Annotated in this window: 19 protein-coding genes; 14 read left to right on the forward strand and 5 right to left on the reverse strand. The window is 52.3% G+C overall.

Translation table 11 applies throughout. The features are described from left to right. Positions 1 to 5 precede the first annotated feature (5 nt). The 11 genes from FD09_RS12355 to FD09_RS12405 are packed head-to-tail and all read left to right on the forward strand — an operon-like array spanning position 6 to position 8,858. Positions 6 to 926 (forward strand): ACP S-malonyltransferase, encoded by a 921-nt coding sequence (locus tag FD09_RS12355; RefSeq protein ID WP_057821843.1) that lies wholly within the window; start codon positions 6 to 8, stop codon positions 924 to 926. Continuing rightward, a complete protein-coding gene (gene fabG, locus FD09_RS12360) occupies positions 919 to 1,647 on the forward strand; it encodes a 3-oxoacyl-ACP reductase FabG (protein ID WP_057821845.1) in 729 nt (242 codons plus the stop codon). Before FD09_RS12355 ends, fabG begins: the two co-directional genes overlap by 8 nt. A 15-nt stretch (positions 1,648 to 1,662) precedes the next feature. Beyond that, complete coding sequence (gene fabF / locus FD09_RS12365; protein WP_057821847.1) at positions 1,663 to 2,892, forward strand: beta-ketoacyl-ACP synthase II; 1,230 nt, start codon at positions 1,663 to 1,665, stop codon at positions 2,890 to 2,892. A 3-nt stretch (positions 2,893 to 2,895) separates the two neighbouring features. Beyond that, positions 2,896 to 3,354 (forward strand): acetyl-CoA carboxylase biotin carboxyl carrier protein, encoded by a 459-nt coding sequence (locus FD09_RS12370; RefSeq protein WP_057821848.1) that lies wholly within the window; start codon positions 2,896 to 2,898, stop codon positions 3,352 to 3,354. Then, on the forward strand, positions 3,351 to 3,776 hold the full coding sequence (locus FD09_RS12375; RefSeq protein ID WP_057821850.1) for a 3-hydroxyacyl-ACP dehydratase FabZ family protein: 426 nt from the start codon (positions 3,351 to 3,353) through the stop codon (positions 3,774 to 3,776). The genes FD09_RS12370 and FD09_RS12375 overlap by 4 nt, the downstream gene beginning before the upstream one ends. Positions 3,777 to 3,782: 6 nt before the next feature. Further along, positions 3,783 to 5,159 (forward strand): acetyl-CoA carboxylase biotin carboxylase subunit, encoded by a 1,377-nt coding sequence (locus FD09_RS12380; protein ID WP_057821852.1) that lies wholly within the window; start codon positions 3,783 to 3,785, stop codon positions 5,157 to 5,159. Beyond that, entirely contained in the window at positions 5,146 to 5,988 is an 843-nt protein-coding gene (locus tag FD09_RS12385) for an acetyl-CoA carboxylase carboxyltransferase subunit beta (protein ID WP_057821854.1), read from the forward strand. The genes FD09_RS12380 and FD09_RS12385 overlap by 14 nt, the downstream gene beginning before the upstream one ends. After that, positions 5,988 to 6,761: a carboxyltransferase subunit alpha gene (gene accA / locus FD09_RS12390; RefSeq protein WP_057821856.1), complete on the forward strand. Its 774-nt coding sequence runs from the start codon at positions 5,988 to 5,990 to the stop codon at positions 6,759 to 6,761. The genes FD09_RS12385 and accA overlap by 1 nt, the downstream gene beginning before the upstream one ends. A 19-nt stretch (positions 6,762 to 6,780) precedes the next feature. Further along, on the forward strand, positions 6,781 to 7,539 hold the full coding sequence (fabI, locus tag FD09_RS12395; RefSeq protein WP_057821857.1) for an enoyl-ACP reductase FabI: 759 nt from the start codon (positions 6,781 to 6,783) through the stop codon (positions 7,537 to 7,539). After that, the gene (locus FD09_RS12400; RefSeq protein ID WP_057821859.1) at positions 7,539 to 8,306 is read left to right on the forward strand and encodes a biotin--[acetyl-CoA-carboxylase] ligase; all 768 of its coding nucleotides are present in this window, start codon (positions 7,539 to 7,541) and stop codon (positions 8,304 to 8,306) included. The genes fabI and FD09_RS12400 overlap by 1 nt, the downstream gene beginning before the upstream one ends. Positions 8,307 to 8,309: 3 nt before the next feature. After that, on the forward strand, positions 8,310 to 8,858 hold the full coding sequence (locus FD09_RS12405) for a biotin transporter BioY (protein ID WP_057821861.1): 549 nt from the start codon (positions 8,310 to 8,312) through the stop codon (positions 8,856 to 8,858). A 98-nt stretch (positions 8,859 to 8,956) separates the two neighbouring features. On the opposite strand, the gene FD09_RS12410 is transcribed toward FD09_RS12405, so the two are convergent. From FD09_RS12410 to FD09_RS12430, 5 genes are all read right to left on the reverse strand, one after another. Further along, entirely contained in the window at positions 8,957 to 10,105 is a 1,149-nt protein-coding gene (locus tag FD09_RS12410) for a glycosyltransferase family protein (RefSeq protein WP_057821863.1), read from the reverse strand. A 105-nt stretch (positions 10,106 to 10,210) separates the two neighbouring features. Next, complete coding sequence (locus FD09_RS12415; protein WP_057821865.1) at positions 10,211 to 10,426, reverse strand: hypothetical protein; 216 nt, start codon at positions 10,424 to 10,426, stop codon at positions 10,211 to 10,213. 30 nt (positions 10,427 to 10,456) lie between these two features. Continuing rightward, positions 10,457 to 11,059, reverse strand: a complete 603-nt coding sequence (locus FD09_RS12420; protein ID WP_057821867.1) for a sugar O-acetyltransferase — start codon at positions 11,057 to 11,059, stop codon at positions 10,457 to 10,459. Between the two features lie 275 nt (positions 11,060 to 11,334). After that, positions 11,335 to 12,255, reverse strand: coding sequence for a 3-hydroxyacyl-CoA dehydrogenase (locus FD09_RS12425; protein WP_057821868.1), 921 nt, complete (start codon positions 12,253 to 12,255; stop codon positions 11,335 to 11,337). A 639-nt stretch (positions 12,256 to 12,894) separates the two neighbouring features. Next, the gene (locus tag FD09_RS12430; RefSeq protein WP_057821870.1) at positions 12,895 to 13,719 is read right to left on the reverse strand and encodes a CPBP family intramembrane glutamic endopeptidase; all 825 of its coding nucleotides are present in this window, start codon (positions 13,717 to 13,719) and stop codon (positions 12,895 to 12,897) included. A 174-nt stretch (positions 13,720 to 13,893) separates the two neighbouring features. Between FD09_RS12430 and FD09_RS12435 the strand changes: the two genes are divergently transcribed. Genes FD09_RS12435 through FD09_RS12445 form a run of 3 tightly spaced genes read left to right on the forward strand, consistent with a single transcriptional unit; the run spans position 13,894 to position 15,298 of the window. Beyond that, the gene (locus tag FD09_RS12435; RefSeq protein ID WP_057821872.1) at positions 13,894 to 14,394 is read left to right on the forward strand and encodes a GNAT family N-acetyltransferase; all 501 of its coding nucleotides are present in this window, start codon (positions 13,894 to 13,896) and stop codon (positions 14,392 to 14,394) included. Continuing rightward, entirely contained in the window at positions 14,394 to 14,942 is a 549-nt protein-coding gene (locus FD09_RS12440; protein WP_057821874.1) for a histidine phosphatase family protein, read from the forward strand. Before FD09_RS12435 ends, FD09_RS12440 begins: the two co-directional genes overlap by 1 nt. Before the next feature lie 5 nt (positions 14,943 to 14,947). Beyond that, a complete protein-coding gene (locus FD09_RS12445) occupies positions 14,948 to 15,298 on the forward strand; it encodes a hypothetical protein (protein WP_157053803.1) in 351 nt (116 codons plus the stop codon). Positions 15,299 to 15,331 lie beyond the last annotated feature (33 nt).

The raw sequence follows: 15,331 nt of genomic DNA on the forward strand, positions 1-15,331 counted from the left end.
TGCCCATGACAACACAATGGACCGCACTTTTTAGTGGCCAAGGGCAGCAGTTTGCTGGCATGGGTGCTGACCTGCTGGCCCAGGAACCACGGTATCAAGCAGTTGTTCAGGCGGCCAGTGAGGCCCTGCATTTGCAGTTGGCTGATCCGGCGGTGTGGGATGATCCGGTAAATGCCCCGGTGGCGATCGTCACTTTGAGCTTGGGTGTTTACCAGGTGCTGTGCCAGGATTTACCTTTGCCCCAAGCCGGCATTGGGTTGAGCCTGGGTGAATACAGTGCTTTAGCGGCCAGCGGAATGCTGAGCTTAGCGGATGTTTTCCCGCTGGTGCAAGATCGGGCAGCATATATGAATGAGGCTGGGGCCAAACATCCCGGGGTCATGGCCGCTGTATTGCGTGCGAGCGCTACCATGGTAGAAGAAGCGTGCGCGGCCGCCACAGCAGCCGGTACCCCGGTTTTCCCAGCTAATTTCAACACGCCCGCCCAAACTGTGATCGGCGGTTCGGCGGCCGGGGTGACTGCGGTCACCCAAGCGTTGAAAGCCCAGGGGGTCAAACGGATCGTCCCGTTGAAAATGACGGTGGCTTCCCACACCCCACTCATGGCGGAAGCCAGCATGAAGTTAGGCCAACGGCTGGCGCACAGTCACATTCAGTCAGCCCAGTTTCCGGTGTGGAGCAACACGACGCAACAGCCCTTTACGGCAGACACGGTGACCCAAACACTGACCGATCAGCTGGTGCACCCCACCCATTTTGGCACCTGTTTGAAAAATGCTCAGCCAACCACCGTCATTGAGGTGGGTCCGGGAACGGCGCTGACTAAATTTGCCGCCAAAACAATTCCGGGCATGACGGCCTGGCACGTGGATAGTATGACTACCTTGAATGAATTGCGGAAGAACTGGAGTGAAACAAATGAGTGAACAACCGGTTGCCCTGGTCACCGGGGCCCGTACCGGTATCGGCCTGGCCATCGCCGCGCGCCTGCATACTGACGGCTATACCGTTGTCTTGAATGTCCACCGGCCGTTAACAGACGACGAAAAGGCCGAGTTGACCAAGACTTTTCAACCCCTACACGTGGTTGTGGGGGACGTCGCCGAAGAGGCGGCTGCCCAGCAAATGATCGCTACGATTCAAGAAGAGTTTGGTCGATTGGATCTGCTGGTGAATAATGCCGGCATCAATCGAGATACGTTATTGACCCGAATGAAGGTCGCTGATTTTGAGGCGGTAGTGCACACCAACCTGACCGGGCCGTTCCTGATGACCAAGTATGCATTGAAGGTGATGCAAAAGCAGCGCCAGGGCAATATCGTGAATATCTCAAGTATTGCTGGGATTCGCGGCAATATTGGCCAGGCCAATTACGCCGCCGCCAAGGCCGGCATTATCGGCTTGACTAAAACGGCGGCCCGCGAAGGCGCATTGCGCGGTATTCGCGTCAATGCCGTCGCGCCAGGGATGATTCATACCGCTATGACCGAAGCGATGAGTGAAAAACGACAGGAAGAATTCGCCAGCCAGATTCCCTTGAAGCGGTTTGGCGAACCGGCAGAGATTGCGGATGCTGTGGCCTTTTTGGCCCACAATGCCTATATGACAGGACAAGTGGTAACGATTGACGGCGGGTTGACGATTTAGAAAGGAACTTATTCTATGCATCGAGTGGTAATTACGGGCATGGGGGCGGTCACGCCTTTAGGCAACGATGTCCCAAGTTTTTTGGATCATATCATGGCCGGTACGGTGGGGATTGCGCCCATCACGAAGTTTGACGCTAGCCAAACCGGGGTCACAGTAGCCGGAGAAGTGAAAGACTTTGATCCGTTGCAGCGGGTAGATCGCAAGACTGCCAAGCGCAATGATCTCTTCACCACTTACGCTTTGTATAGTGGGCACGAAGCCATGGAAATGGCCGGCTTGACCGAAGGCGGCGTGGACCCGGAACGGTTTGGTGTGATTTACGGTTCCGGCATCGGCGGCTTAACGACGATTCAGGACCAAGTGATTAAGATGCACGAAAAGGGACCACGGCGGGTGTCACCGTTGTTTGTTCCCAACGCCATCATCAATATGGCAGCAGGTAGTTTGGCCATTGAATTCAATGCCAAAAACACCAGCCAGGCCATTGTCACAGCTTGTGCATCGGCCACTAATGCCATCGGCAATGCTTTTGAATATTTGCAACTCGGTAAGGCGGATGTCATCTTGACCGGTGGCTCAGAAGCGTCAGTGAATGAAATTGGCATTGCCGGTTTTGCCTCGTTGACCGCATTATCCCGGGCAACAGATCCCGCTGAGGCTTCGCTGCCATTTGACACGCAGCGTAATGGTTTCGTCCTGGGTGAAGGAGCTGCCACCTTGGTATTAGAGGATTACGACCATGCCGTTACCCGCGGGGCGAATATCTTAGCGGAGGTCGTGGGTTACGGCACCACTTCCGATGCCTATCACATGACAGCACCGGATCCAGAAGGCCGCGGGGCCGCCCGCGCCATGGCCCAAGCCATTGAAGATGCCGGCATCACTCCCGCCGATGTGGACTATGTCAACGCTCACGGGACAGCAACCAAGGCCAATGATAGCGCGGAGTCTAAGGCCATTCAAAGTGTCTTCGGCAGCGATAGCGATGTCCTCGTGTCCAGTACCAAGGGCATGACCGGCCATCTGTTGGGTGCTGCTGGCGCCATTGAAGCGGTGGCCTGTGTTGGTGCTCTGCAGCGGCAGCAATTACCCGAAAACATTGGCGCCCATGAGCAAGATCCGGCCTGTCCGGTAAATCTGGTGGACGACACCAACAATCATGCCGATGTCCGTTATACTCTGAGTAATTCATTCGGCTTTGGCGGTCACAACGCAGTGATTGCGTTCAAGAGGAGTGAATAAGTTTTGGAAGAAAAGGATATCGAACGTTTACTGGATAAGTTTGACCGCTCGACCTTGCAAGACTTTGAGTTGGCCCAGGGTGACTTTCGGTTGGCATTTTCTAAACGGACGGTGCAAAATGCAGCGTCAGCGACGGCACCGACCGCTGCACCGCCTGCCAGTCCCGCCTCAGCGCCCACTGACCCGGCAGCACCGCCGGCCAAGCCGGCAATGGACGGGACACCGGTACCGGCGCCCTTAGTCGGGGTAGCTTATTTTGCGGCCGCTCCAGACAAACCACCGTTCAAACAGATTGGCGACCATGTGAGCAAGGGTGAAACCATCTTCGTTATTGAAGCAATGAAAATGATCAACGAAGTCCCCAGTCCCATCAGCGGGACCCTGGTCAAACAACTGGTGGATGACGGCACCATGGTGGAATATGACGAGCCGGTGGTCCTGATCAAGGAGGATGCCGAATGATCCCTGCAGTCCAAGAGGTAATTCCCCAGCGGTATCCGTTTCAATTAATTGATCAATTTACCACCGTAGTGCCTGGTGAAACGGCCACGGCCCGCAAGCTGATTACCATCAACGAATGGTTCTTCGCCGGCCGGCCGGCTGACCACTTGACGATGCCGCGGCCCTTGCTGATTGAGGCGTTGGCTCAAACCGGCGTTGCCGCAGTACTGAGCTTGCCGGAACATGCTGGCGATAACGTGCTTTTTGGCGGTATTCAAGAAGCTGCCTTTCTCAAGGATATTGTTCCTGGGGATGCGTTGACCCTCACTGTGACCATGACCAAGCTGAAACGCCGGATCGGACTGAGCCATGGAGAAATCACGCGCCAAGGGACCGTTGTCGTGACGGCCGATCTGATTTTCGCCATTACGGCAAAGGAGTGAACTTGAATGTTCAAAAAGGTATTAGTCGCTAACCGGGGTGAGATTGCGGTCCAAATTATTCGCGCCCTCCACGAATTGAATATCACGGCAGTGGCCATTTATTCCAGCGCCGATAAGGATGCCTTGTTTGTTCAACTGGCTGATGAAGCCATTTGTATTGGCGGTCCGCAGCCAGCGCAATCCTATTTGAATATGTCTCAAATTCTCAGTGCGGCCAATCTCACTGGCTGCGAGGCCATTCATCCCGGTTATGGCTTCTTGTCAGAAAACGCGGAGTTTGCCCGCTTGTGCGCGGAATGTCACATTGCCTTCATTGGGCCGACGCCAGAGGTAATCGACTTAATGGGAGACAAGGCCCACGCCCGGGCCGCGATGCAAAAAAGCGGCGTCCCGGTGATTCCCGGCAGTGAAGGCACTGTGGCCAGTCTGGCAGAAGCAATGACCACTGCCCACCGAATCGGGTACCCCATTTTGCTCAAAGCAGCGGAAGGTGGCGGCGGTAAAGGTATTCGGGCTGTGGCGGCCGCCGCTGATTTACCGGCAGCGTTTCGCGAGACCCAGCGGGAAGCTCGCTTGAACTACGGTGATGACCGAATTTATATTGAAAAATTGGTGACCAATGCCAAACATATTGAAATGCAGGTCATCGCTGATACCCACGGCCACATCGTGTACCTGCCGGAGCGGGATTGCTCCATGCAGCGCCATCATCAGAAGGTCATTGAAGAAAGTCCCTGCCAGGATATCACCCCGGTCGAACGGGCCAAGCTTGGTAATATCGTGGTGCAAGCCTGTCATCAGATTGGTTATACCAACACAGGCACGTTCGAGTTTTTGATGGATAGCCATCATCACTTCTATTTTTTGGAAATGAATACCCGGCTGCAGGTGGAGCACACGGTGACCGAGGAAGTCACTGGTCTGCAACTGATCAAGGCCATGGTGCGCGTTGCTGCGGGGGAGTCTTTGCCTTTTACCCAAGCGGATGCCCAGGTGAAAGGGTATGCCCTGGAGTGCCGGATCAATGCCGAAGATCCCGCTAATAATTTCCGCCCGTCACCTGGCACATTGCAGCAGCTATATTTACCCGATGGCACGCTGGGTGTGCGCATCGACAGCGGGGTGACGACGGGCAGCACAATTCCACCCTTTTATGACGCAATGATCGCTAAGCTGATCGTTCATTTGCCCACCCGGGAGGAAACCATCGTGAAGATGCAACGGGTCTTGGGGGAATGTATCGTACGCGGTATCGCCATTAACCGCGACTTCTTGCAAGCGCTGCTGGCGTCGCCGAAGTTTGCGGATGCCCAATACACGACAGACTATATTGAACAAGAATTCTTACCGGAATGGAGGAGCAAGCGCGATGTTACAGCCTAAATTTACACCGCCCACCGCGACGGAGTTAGCCCAGCGCAAACGGGCGATTCCTGATCGACTTGTGCAAAGCTGCCCAGTGTGCGGGCGTACTTTCTTCCGTTTCCAGGCTGGCCACTACATGACGTGTCCGCATTGCGGTTATGCATTACGGATTACTGCCCGGAAACGGGTGAAGCTGCTTTTTGACGATTTCCAAGAAACCAATAAGCAGCTGACGGTGCCGGCCCAGTACAACGATGCCGCCTATCAGGCCAAAATTGCTAAGGCTAAGAAAATCACCAAGCTGAAGGAAAGCGTCCTGACCGGCCAAGCCCGCATCGGCGCCCAACATTTTGCAGCAGGCATCATGGATCCCTATTTCATTATGGGTTCTTTGGGTAGTGCCACAGGTGAAAAGATCACCCGGCTGTTTGAAGCGGCCACGAAAGATAAGTTACCGGTGGTGCTGTTCACCGCGTCTGGCGGGGCACGGATGCAGGAGGGCATTGCGTCGTTGATGCAAATGGCAAAAGTTTCCCAGGCAGTGGCCGCCCATGATCAGGCGGGTTTGTTATACATCACCGTTCTATGCGATCCCACCACTGGGGGCGTCACGGCCTCCTTCGCCATGCAAGGCGATATCATTTTGGCTGAACCCCACGCTCTGGTTGGTTTTGCTGGGCGGCGGGTGATTGAGCAAACGATTCATGAAAAATTACCTGCTGATTTTCAACGGGCCGAAACCATCCAGCAACACGGTTTCATTGATGCGATCGTACCCCGGGATCAGCAAAAACAAGTTTTGGAACGTCTGCTCAAGTGGCATGCCGTGACGGAGGTGACCGCCTAATGGTCCAGCAACAGGACGCTTTTGCAGCGGTGAAAGCTGCCCGCTCCACAGCGAAGATCCCCATTCAAACATTGATTGACGATTTGGTCACCGACTTTTTTCCCTTGCACGGCGACCGCGCCGGCGGCGATGACCCAGCGATGATCGGCGGTATTGGTCAATTGCGGGAGATGCCCGTGACCATTGTCGGGATTCAGAAGGGTACCAACACCCAAGAAAACATTGATCGCCACTTTGGCAGTGCGTTGCCGGAGGGTTACCGTAAGTCGTTGCGTCTGATGAAGGAAGCCGCCAAATTTCACCGGCCGGTCCTGGCGTTGATCAATACCCCTGGGGCTTTTCCGGATAAGCATTCGGAAGACTTTGGTCAAGGCGAAGCGATTGCGCGCAGTTTACTGGAGGGGATGCAGCTGCCGACCCCGATTCTCAGCATTATCGTTGGAGAAGGCGGCAGCGGCGGTGCGTTGGCACTGGCCTGCGGAGACGAGGTGTGGATGTTTGAACACAGCACTTACGCCATTCTTTCTCCAGAAGGTTATGCCAGTATCATGTGGAAAGACGCCGCCAAAGCACCGGCGGCGGCCGCTAAGTTGGGATTAACCCCCAAGGAGCTGCTCGCCGAGCATGTGGTGGATCGCGTGATCACGGAAGTCACCAACCAAACGGAGGCGGCGGATCTGGCCACGGCCATCCACGCCCGTTTGACCACTCTGTTAGCATTGCCGCCAGCGGAACTATTGACCCGCCGTCAGGCACGCTATCGTAAATTTTAGAAAGTAGGCTAAATAGCATATGGCAGGATTTTTAACCGGTAAGAAGATTGTGGTCATGGGGGTCGCAAATCCCCGCAGTATCGCCTGGGGCTGTGCCCAAGCCATGGCCGACCAAGGCGCTACGGTGATTCTCACGTATCAAAACGCCCGCATCAAGAAATCATTGGAACGGTTTGTCCCAGAGGGCTTCCCACTGGTGGAATGTGATGTGGCAGAAGATGAAAAAGTTGAGCAGGCCTTCCAAGAAATTGGCCGTCAGTTCACCAAAATTGATGGTGTGCTGCACGCCATTGCATTTGCGGATAAGGACACCTTGCAAAATGGACTTGTGCACACGACCCAAGCCGGCTATGATCTGGCCCAAAATATCAGTGCCTATTCGTTCATTAGTGTGGCCAGATATGCTCAGCCCATTCTAAACAATCCCGCTGGATTAGTGACGCTAACCTACTTTGGTTCCGAACGGGCCATCCCCAATTACAATATGATGGGCGTGGCCAAGGCCTCCTTGGAAGCCAGCGTGCGCTACTTGGCCTCAGATTTGGGCGATGATCATATTCGCGTTAACGCCATTTCTGCTGGCGCCGTGAAAACGTTGGCCGTATCCGGCATCAAGCACCATAACGAGCTGTTGAAACTCTCCCAGGAAAACACCGTGGACGGGCAAAGTGTCACCACGGAAGAAATCGGCAATGTGGCGGCGTTTTTGATGTCTGACTTGGCCACCGGGATTACCGGCGATGTGATTTATGTGGACAAAGGTGTCCACTTAATGTAATGACTCTCAGTGCAGCAGTGATCAACGCCGCGCAGGATGTCCCCGTGACGGTGTTTGCGACACTCCCATCCACCAACCGGTATGCCAAAGACTTTGCCCAGCATCATTCTGTCAGCGGGGCCCAAGCCTTTATTGCGGATACCCAGACCGCTGGCTATGGCAAACGCGGGCGGGCCTTTTATTCGCCCTCCGGCAGCGGTCTGTATCTCAGTTTATTGGTGCCGGCAGCAAGCGTGGCGCCACTAGCTCCCGGATTGTTGACCACCGGTGCCGCCGTAGCGCTGGTGAATGCGCTGCAGCCGTTCTTTCCAGAGACGTTGTTTCACGTGAAATGGATCAATGACATTATTGTCCAAGATCGTAAATGCGGCGGTATTCTGGTGGAACAGACCCACGACGCGGTGGTCATTGGGATCGGGTTGAACCTGTTCACGGCGGCTTTCCCAGAATCCATTCAAAACAAGGCGGGCTCCTTGGGTACTTTACCCGTGGACCGCAATGCGATTGCCGCGGCGCTGCTGATCCAATTAATGGCGCTGTTACCGCAGTACCATACGGGTCACTTCATTCCTCGCTACGCCCAACTATCGATGGTGCTGGGACAACTGGTCACCTTGACCATTGGCCAGACCCAAGTCCAAGGGGTGGCGCGAATGATCGCGCCCACTGGTCAATTAATCCTGAGTTTCCCCGATGGCACCAGCCAGGCTTTTTCTGCGGGCGAAGTGACCAAAGTGGATCTGCCCACAGCAAATTATGGAGGTTAAACAATGTTCAAACGACACGATGCAGCTATCATTGCTTTGTTCGTGGCATTATTGATTGCGTTAGGCTTTATTCCGCCGCTGCCCGTTCCGTTTATTCCAGTTCCGATCGTGATGCAAAATCTCGGTGTACTGCTCACGGCGATATTGCTGGGCAGTAAACGCGGCAGCGCCGTCATCGGCTTATTTTTCTTGCTGGTTATTTTAGGGCTGCCGGTATTATCCAGTCGGACCGCCGGACCAGCCGTATTCTTGGGCGCCAGCGGCGGTTTTCTCACTGGTTGGGTAGTCACACCAGTGCTTTACGGTACCGCCGATCGGCTGCTGGGCAACCATGCCCATTGGTGGCAGCGGGGAATTCTATTATGGCTGGTCGGTGCAGTGATCGTCGATTTCTTAGGCGCACTCTGGCTCACCGTTGGCCTGCACATGCCCTTTGCTAGTGCGCTCACCGCCAGCTTGATCTTCATTCCCGGCGACTCGCTCAAAACAGGATTAGCTGTCCTAGTCGCCCAACGCATCCAAGCCGCCGTCCCGCAACTTAAGCAAGGTTAATCAAAATAAAAAAGGACTGGCCAAAGTCCAATCCCGATGAAGCTTGCGCACCTTAGCACGGCGAATCGGCGATCACTTTTAGGCCAGTCCTTTTTTCTTTACGATAATTGAAGTGAATCTAGAATCTTAATGAAACTATTGATCGTCCGATCCCACGTGACACTGTGCAGATACTTATTTGACTCGTGGATCATCTTCGGCAATCCCTCAGGTTGGCGCACTGTGTCCAGAATCGTCTGGGCTAGGGCTTTTTCGTCCATATGCGTCGGAATATAACCGGTATCCGGCAAGAAGTAGCGGCCGGTACCTTCCAGAAAGTCAATGAAGGGCAGACCGGTACTCATCATTTCAAACGGCACCAGCGAAAAGTTGGTCATGGATGGGGCGATGCCGAAATCGGCCCAGTGATACAAGGCATTCATTTCCGGCCGGGTGAGCTTACCCAAGTTTTTACCATTGATGAAGTGCTTGCTCTTGGGAGAACCAAAGTAGCGAATCTTCAAGGTAATGCCCTTTTTAGCCAGAATGGCTTCCGCGTTTTTTAACACCAATTGAATTGTAATCGGTGCGCGCCGTGGACTGGTCCATTTGGTATAGACGGCCAATTTGACGGTGGCCATATCTTTGTAAGTGTTGAAGTCGCGTTCTTTCAGCGGATAATGATCCAAGTCGATGGGGAAGTTGATTTGATCAATGATTCCGTGGGGGTCGCATTGGTCCTCAATCATTTTGACACACCACGGTCCCAGGGAAATGATATGTAAGCCTAAATCGTAGGTCCGCTTGGCCAACTGGTAACGGTCGCCGAAAGGATAGAAATAAGGCTCGTAGTCCTGGACGAAATACATCTTGTAGCCTGGTTTGCTCTTGATGACGTAGGCGGACTCCCACAATGTGGCGACCCAAATGTCGGATTGATGGCTGTCCAGGTGACTCATATCCAAGCATTTACCCTGGTAATTGGGGTAGTTAAACTCTGCGTTGGTCGCCATATCTTCTGCAGACTGGGGCACGTAGCTGAGATAGAACACCTGGTAGCCCTGCTCACTAAGCAATGTGCCCAGATGCAGCATGGTGGTTTGACCGCCATCGTAGGCAATGATCCCAGTGGTGACAAACGTAATGGAACGATAATGGGCCCGCCGATTTTGCTGGGCGGGTTCATCGTTAAAGTACTTCAGAATCGCGTCATACTGATGGATACTGCCGGTGGGGACATCGGCAACCTTTGTTTTGACTGGTTTCAAAAAAACAACCCCTCACGAAAATTTATATAGAGTAACTGAGTAGAACATTCCTCTTCTACCTTAACGCTATTTCGTGGAGTGGTGCAAATTGGTCCAGTTAAACGGTCACAGACCCATGCGCTTCCGCAATTCAGGCTTGGGCAGGCCGGCTGTATGGTGTTTCACCGTCTCTGTCAGGTCTTGATTATCCAAGGTATCCGCAATTTGTTTACGCAGGGCGCGCGCGGCGTACTGGGCAAAAGTCTGTTTCGTGTCAATGAGATATTGTTTTAAGGCTGCCTCGGTTTCGTCGGGCAGACGGACTTCAATTCTATGTCGCATAAATTACCTGCTCTCTGCTATGTAGTGGAGTTAAATGCTGATTTGGTGCTGTTTGTAGTAAAAGGTTTGATCATGTTTGTTGATGGGGCGGTGGACTTCACAGGGATTACCGAAAGCCACCACATTGGCGGGAATATCTTTGGTGATGACACTGCCGGCACCGATGACGGTATTAGCGCCAATAGAAACCCCAGGTAAAACCACAACACCGGCTCCCAGCCAGGCGTTTTCGCCAATCTTGATCGGAACATTGTACTGATATTCTTTTTCCCGTAAGGCTGGCAGAACCGGATGCGCAGCTGTGGCCAGGGTGACATTGGGGCCAAACATCACATGGTCGCCCACGTCGATACGGGTGTCATCTACCAGTGTGAGGTTAAAGTTGGCATAAATATGGTTGCCAAAATGGACAAACCGGCCGGCCCAATTGGCATGGAAGGGTGGTTCCAGATAACAATCAGACCCAATGGTCGCAAACATTTCTTGAAGCAATGCCTGCCGTTTAGCTCGCTCACTGGGGCGGGTATGATTGTAATCGTAAAGCTTTTCCAGCGCCTGCTGTTGTGCTTGGGCGATGGCGTCGTCACCAGGCAGATAGAGTTCACCAGAGTGCATTTTGTCGCTTTCAGACATTGGTTATGCCTCCTTTTTGCTAAGAATAACAAGATTATATAATTTTCAAACAAGAAGGGCTAGTGATTGACCAACGAGACAAGTTAGCCATGGCGGATTGTAACGATCAGAAGTGAAAAAGGGCCGCTGTATCTCCACGACGTCTCTTGGGGGATGAACAAGAAACGCCATGTGGAGACACAACGGCCTTAAGGATACAAAATGCAAATCGCGACAAATAAGACTGAGATCGGCGATATTTCAGTGGTTAACCGATGCCCAGACACATCGGCCAGCTAGACAGTGACTGTCGACTGTTCTTTTTCGTCACCCAATGCAGTGAGGAACCCGGCCTGCATATAGGCAGGGTTCGGATAAGTGTAGAAGCCGCGACCAGTTTCCAGACCAAGATAGCCTTGGTCAGTGCGTGCTTTAATTTTTTGCGCCACTGCCTTGGCCACGTCACCCGGCTGTTGCGAGAAGATTTCGTAGGCGGTGCGTAATCCCACCACGTCAATCACAGCAAACGGTCCGCGGGGTGCACCCGTCGCCAGCATCCAAACCCGGTCGATGGTATAAGCATCCGCCACGTCTGTCCCCCACAGCTTGAAGGCCGCATCAAGGAACGGAACCAGCAAGGAGTTCAAAATATAACCTGGCTGCTCTTTATTCAAGACGATCGGAATCATACCGATTTCCCGGGTGAATTCCTCGATCTCTGCAGTCGCCGCCGGATTAGTCCGCGCATGGCCCATGATTTCCACGGTGTTACGAATCCAAATCATGTTGGCAAAGTGCATTGCCAAGAATTTATCTGGACGCCCGGTAGAATCTGCCAGTCGAGATGGCAGCATGGTGGATGAATTCGTGGCAATCAGCGCTTCTTTAGGCAATAAGGGTGCCAGTTTTGAATAAAAATCCACTTTTATGGTTGGAATTTCTGGGATCGATTCAATCACCAAATCCACATCTGTCGCGGCGGCAGATAGGTCGCTGGTGAGCCGGATGGCCGATTCCGTTGCTTCGGTCTTTGCCGGCGAGGCTTGGAGATCTTCCTGGTAGGACGGGCTAAGCCGCGCCAATCGGCTGGCAGCCTGGGTCAATGCCTCGTCACTGATGTCATAGAGGGTCACGTTTTTGCCGTGGAAGGCGGCTTGATAGGCAATTTGACTGCCTAATGTGCCCCCACCTACGACGAGAATGTTTTGTAATGTCATAAGCCAACACCTCTCTCAATATCTGTAAGCGGTACCAAACCATCTTTATTATACCGAACTTCACGGTGGGTTGTATACAATTGCACAAAATAATTCGAGCTTTTCTTAAGTCCCATTTAAGCTAAATATGCCATAATATGGATATGGTTGAATTCCACTTATGAGGGGTGGAATCGACCGCCGCACTCTCGCGGTATTATCTTTTGGGGAACATGCAACCCACCATTAGAGCCCATCATACCGGTAGTTTGGGATCGGTATGGTGGGTATTTTTGCAGAGGGCGCAGCCGACCGGTTAGAAGCGGCGTCAGAAGGCAGGAACGGCAGAAAAACCCGCACTTAGGTTTTTTTGCCGTTCCTGCCTTCTGACATAGCTTCTGGTCGGCGGAGCCCGTTTACGCGGCTGCGTCGGTTCGTACCGCCCTTACTTCTGGGGCGCGCAGCCCGTTTACACGGCTATGTCGGATCACCCGGCCATAGCTTCTGGTCGGCGGAGCCCGTTTACGCGACTATGTCGGTTCACACCCCTGGTACATCGGAGTACTGGGCTGACAAGAGCGACAAGTTCAACATGACAAAAAAACCGAAACCAGTCCCCAATAATCGAGAACCAATTCCGGCATTAATCCATACAACTTCTCAAAACGGATAAATCTCTTCAACCTGCTGATGTCGTTTACGCCACCATCCCCAAATCACACCATAGACCACCGCCAAAACGAGAAAGACAGCCATGAGGGCCACCGATTGAAAGAAGTGATCCGGGTTAAAAGGATAGTCCGGTGTTGGAGAGCCATCCCCTGGATAAGCGTAGGCCAACGTCAAAGGCACAATATCGGTCAAAAAATGGATAATGATCGGTGCCCATAGACTACGACCAATGATCATTACGATGGTAATCGCCACGGACCAGCCGAAGACAAACAGGACATTATAAATGGCTGGGAAAAGAGCGCCGCGCTGACCAAAAGCGTTCGTCAAGTGGGTCAAAGCGAACAGGCCATTGGTGACAATGACAGTTTGCCATAACGGCCAGCGGGAATTAGTGAAGATCCGATAAATCACACCAAACAGAACACCATGGAATACAACTTCCTCTGAAAAAGCGGTCATCATCGTGTGTAAAATGCTGGCTGGAATTAAAGGTCTAAAGTTTTGGAATAGCCAAATATCCGGCAACATAGCTAAACTGGGCCTGAGATACCCCACTACGTAAATACTCAATATCGGTAAACCAAGTAGTAAAGCCCACCAAAGAGAGCGCCACTTAAATGATAAGTGAACTTTAAAAAGCACTGAACTGGTGACCATGAGTAGTACCGCTAAAGCCATTTTGGCGACATTAATATCAACTGCAAAGGAACCGCTTGTCAAAAAAAGCGGCCAATAATAATCAACTAGATTAGCGCCAATAACAGCGATCAATATTCCCAACACGAACAACCACGCACGCCACTTAGCCATGATACTCACTCCTCAATAGCCTGCTATTCCGTCGATTCCTGTTGACTCAAATCATACTGAACGTCCTCTTCAGCGTCAATCGGTTGTTTCGCTCAAAAATGATGTTAACTATCTGCACATTCCTATACGCTTTTGCGGTATGCTAGGCTCAATCAAATCATCGAGGTGAAGCCTATGACCAAATACACTATTCGTGCTGCTACCGCTCACGAAGATTTCGCAGCGATCCAACGGCTCTATCTAAAGACGTGGCAGGACGCTTATCGCGACATTCTTCCAGCCGGTTTTCTCGGTCAACTCAACGTGACGAGTTGGCATCCAGAGGAACGTTGGCAACATACATTTTTAGCCTTTAACCAAGACCGGCAAGTGGTGGGTGTCTGTTCGTATGGACCGGCCCGTAAGAAGGAATTTTCTGGGTTTGGCGAAGTGTATTCGATTTATGTCGACGCGGATGTTGAAGGACAAGGGATCGGCACGCAACTCCTACAGGCGGCAATAAAGAAGTTGCACGAAAGCTACGCCAAAATCTATCTGATCGTGCTTGTAGCCAATGATTCTGCGCGCCAGTTTTATGGACACAACGGTTTTCAGCCATATGGCGAACCAGAAATCACAGCGACGCCCTACGGCAATATTCGAGAAATTGCGTATATCCGTGAAGAGACGGGCTAATGACGCGAACAATCTATTTTATTCGCCACGGCGAACCAGACACATCTGTCCATGACGATCAGACCCGGCCGTTAACACCGTACGGCCAACAACAAGCTCAGCAACTAATGTCAGTATTCCACGATTTAGAAATCACGGCTGTATACGCCAGTCCCTTTCAGCGCGCCGTCGATACTGTGACACCGTTGGCCAAGGATCATGGATTGTCTGTTCACCAAAGTGACCAATTGAAAGAACGCCAAATGCCAGGCTGGGTGACTCACTTTGATCAGTACGTTGACCGGCAATGGCAAGACTTGGATTTCGCGGAGACTGGCGGAGAAAGTATCCACACAGTCCAGGCCCGTTATCTCGCTTTTTTACAACAATTACCGCCTACGGGCACATTTATCATCGGATCCCACGGGACAGCCATGAGCAGTATTGTACAATATAGTCAACCGGGGCAGGGTAAACGATATTTTCAATTCTTGCAAGGTCACTATGCGAAGTGGTTTAAACTGCTTGAACTAGATGGCCGGCCCGTTCAACTTTTCTTGGAGGAATGATGAAAATGGCACTCACAACCGAAAGCAATGGCATTCTCTTTACTTACTTATTTCCCAGATCATTCAATGATTCTGTCAGAGCCCGCGCTGCATTAGCGGAATTGCAGCGGCGTGCCGGTGATGGCGATCAGCGCGCGGCCTCATTGTTGCAAATGAAAACACCGATGACGCCAATAGAAACGCAACCTGTTACTGAAGTAGACAACGATCCGCAGCCTGATAAGAAGAAAGCAAAAAAAGATAAAAAGGCCAAGAAGGATAAAAAAGATAAGAAGGCCAAGGGTGACAATAAGAAGGCCAAGAAGGACAAAAGGAAAAAAGGCAAGAAAGACAAAAAGAAGAACAAGAAAGACTGAACCTGGAAGTGAAGTGCCCCATAATTGTTAGAC

It is taken from the genome of Schleiferilactobacillus perolens DSM 12744, from assembly GCF_001435585.1.
GTDB classification, from domain to species: Bacteria; Bacillota; Bacilli; order Lactobacillales; family Lactobacillaceae; genus Schleiferilactobacillus; species Schleiferilactobacillus perolens.

What these genes read in the sequence shown, in the direction of transcription:
- FD09_RS12385 (WP_057821854.1), top strand. Translation starts at nt 5,146, where the DNA reads ATGTTACAGCCTAAATTTACACCGCCCACCGCGACGGAGTTAGCCCAG.
- fabG (WP_057821845.1), top strand. Translation starts at nt 919, where the DNA reads ATGAGTGAACAACCGGTTGCCCTGGTCACCGGGGCCCGTACCGGTATC.
- FD09_RS12445 (WP_157053803.1), top strand. Translation starts at nt 14,948, where the DNA reads ATGGCACTCACAACCGAAAGCAATGGCATTCTCTTTACTTACTTATTT.
- FD09_RS12435 (WP_057821872.1), top strand. Translation starts at nt 13,894, where the DNA reads ATGACCAAATACACTATTCGTGCTGCTACCGCTCACGAAGATTTCGCA.
- fabI (WP_057821857.1), top strand. Translation starts at nt 6,781, where the DNA reads ATGGCAGGATTTTTAACCGGTAAGAAGATTGTGGTCATGGGGGTCGCA.
- FD09_RS12440 (WP_057821874.1), top strand. Translation starts at nt 14,394, where the DNA reads ATGACGCGAACAATCTATTTTATTCGCCACGGCGAACCAGACACATCT.
- fabF (WP_057821847.1), top strand. Translation starts at nt 1,663, where the DNA reads ATGCATCGAGTGGTAATTACGGGCATGGGGGCGGTCACGCCTTTAGGC.
- FD09_RS12430 (WP_057821870.1), bottom strand. Translation starts at nt 13,719, where the DNA reads ATGGCTAAGTGGCGTGCGTGGTTGTTCGTGTTGGGAATATTGATCGCT.
- FD09_RS12400 (WP_057821859.1), top strand. Translation starts at nt 7,539, where the DNA reads ATGACTCTCAGTGCAGCAGTGATCAACGCCGCGCAGGATGTCCCCGTG.
- FD09_RS12405 (WP_057821861.1), top strand. Translation starts at nt 8,310, where the DNA reads ATGTTCAAACGACACGATGCAGCTATCATTGCTTTGTTCGTGGCATTA.
- FD09_RS12380 (WP_057821852.1), top strand. Translation starts at nt 3,783, where the DNA reads ATGTTCAAAAAGGTATTAGTCGCTAACCGGGGTGAGATTGCGGTCCAA.
- FD09_RS12415 (WP_057821865.1), bottom strand. Translation starts at nt 10,426, where the DNA reads ATGCGACATAGAATTGAAGTCCGTCTGCCCGACGAAACCGAGGCAGCC.
- accA (WP_057821856.1), top strand. Translation starts at nt 5,988, where the DNA reads ATGGTCCAGCAACAGGACGCTTTTGCAGCGGTGAAAGCTGCCCGCTCC.
- FD09_RS12420 (WP_057821867.1), bottom strand. Translation starts at nt 11,059, where the DNA reads ATGTCTGAAAGCGACAAAATGCACTCTGGTGAACTCTATCTGCCTGGT.
- FD09_RS12425 (WP_057821868.1), bottom strand. Translation starts at nt 12,255, where the DNA reads ATGACATTACAAAACATTCTCGTCGTAGGTGGGGGCACATTAGGCAGT.
- FD09_RS12355 (WP_057821843.1), top strand. Translation starts at nt 6, where the DNA reads ATGACAACACAATGGACCGCACTTTTTAGTGGCCAAGGGCAGCAGTTT.
- FD09_RS12375 (WP_057821850.1), top strand. Translation starts at nt 3,351, where the DNA reads ATGATCCCTGCAGTCCAAGAGGTAATTCCCCAGCGGTATCCGTTTCAA.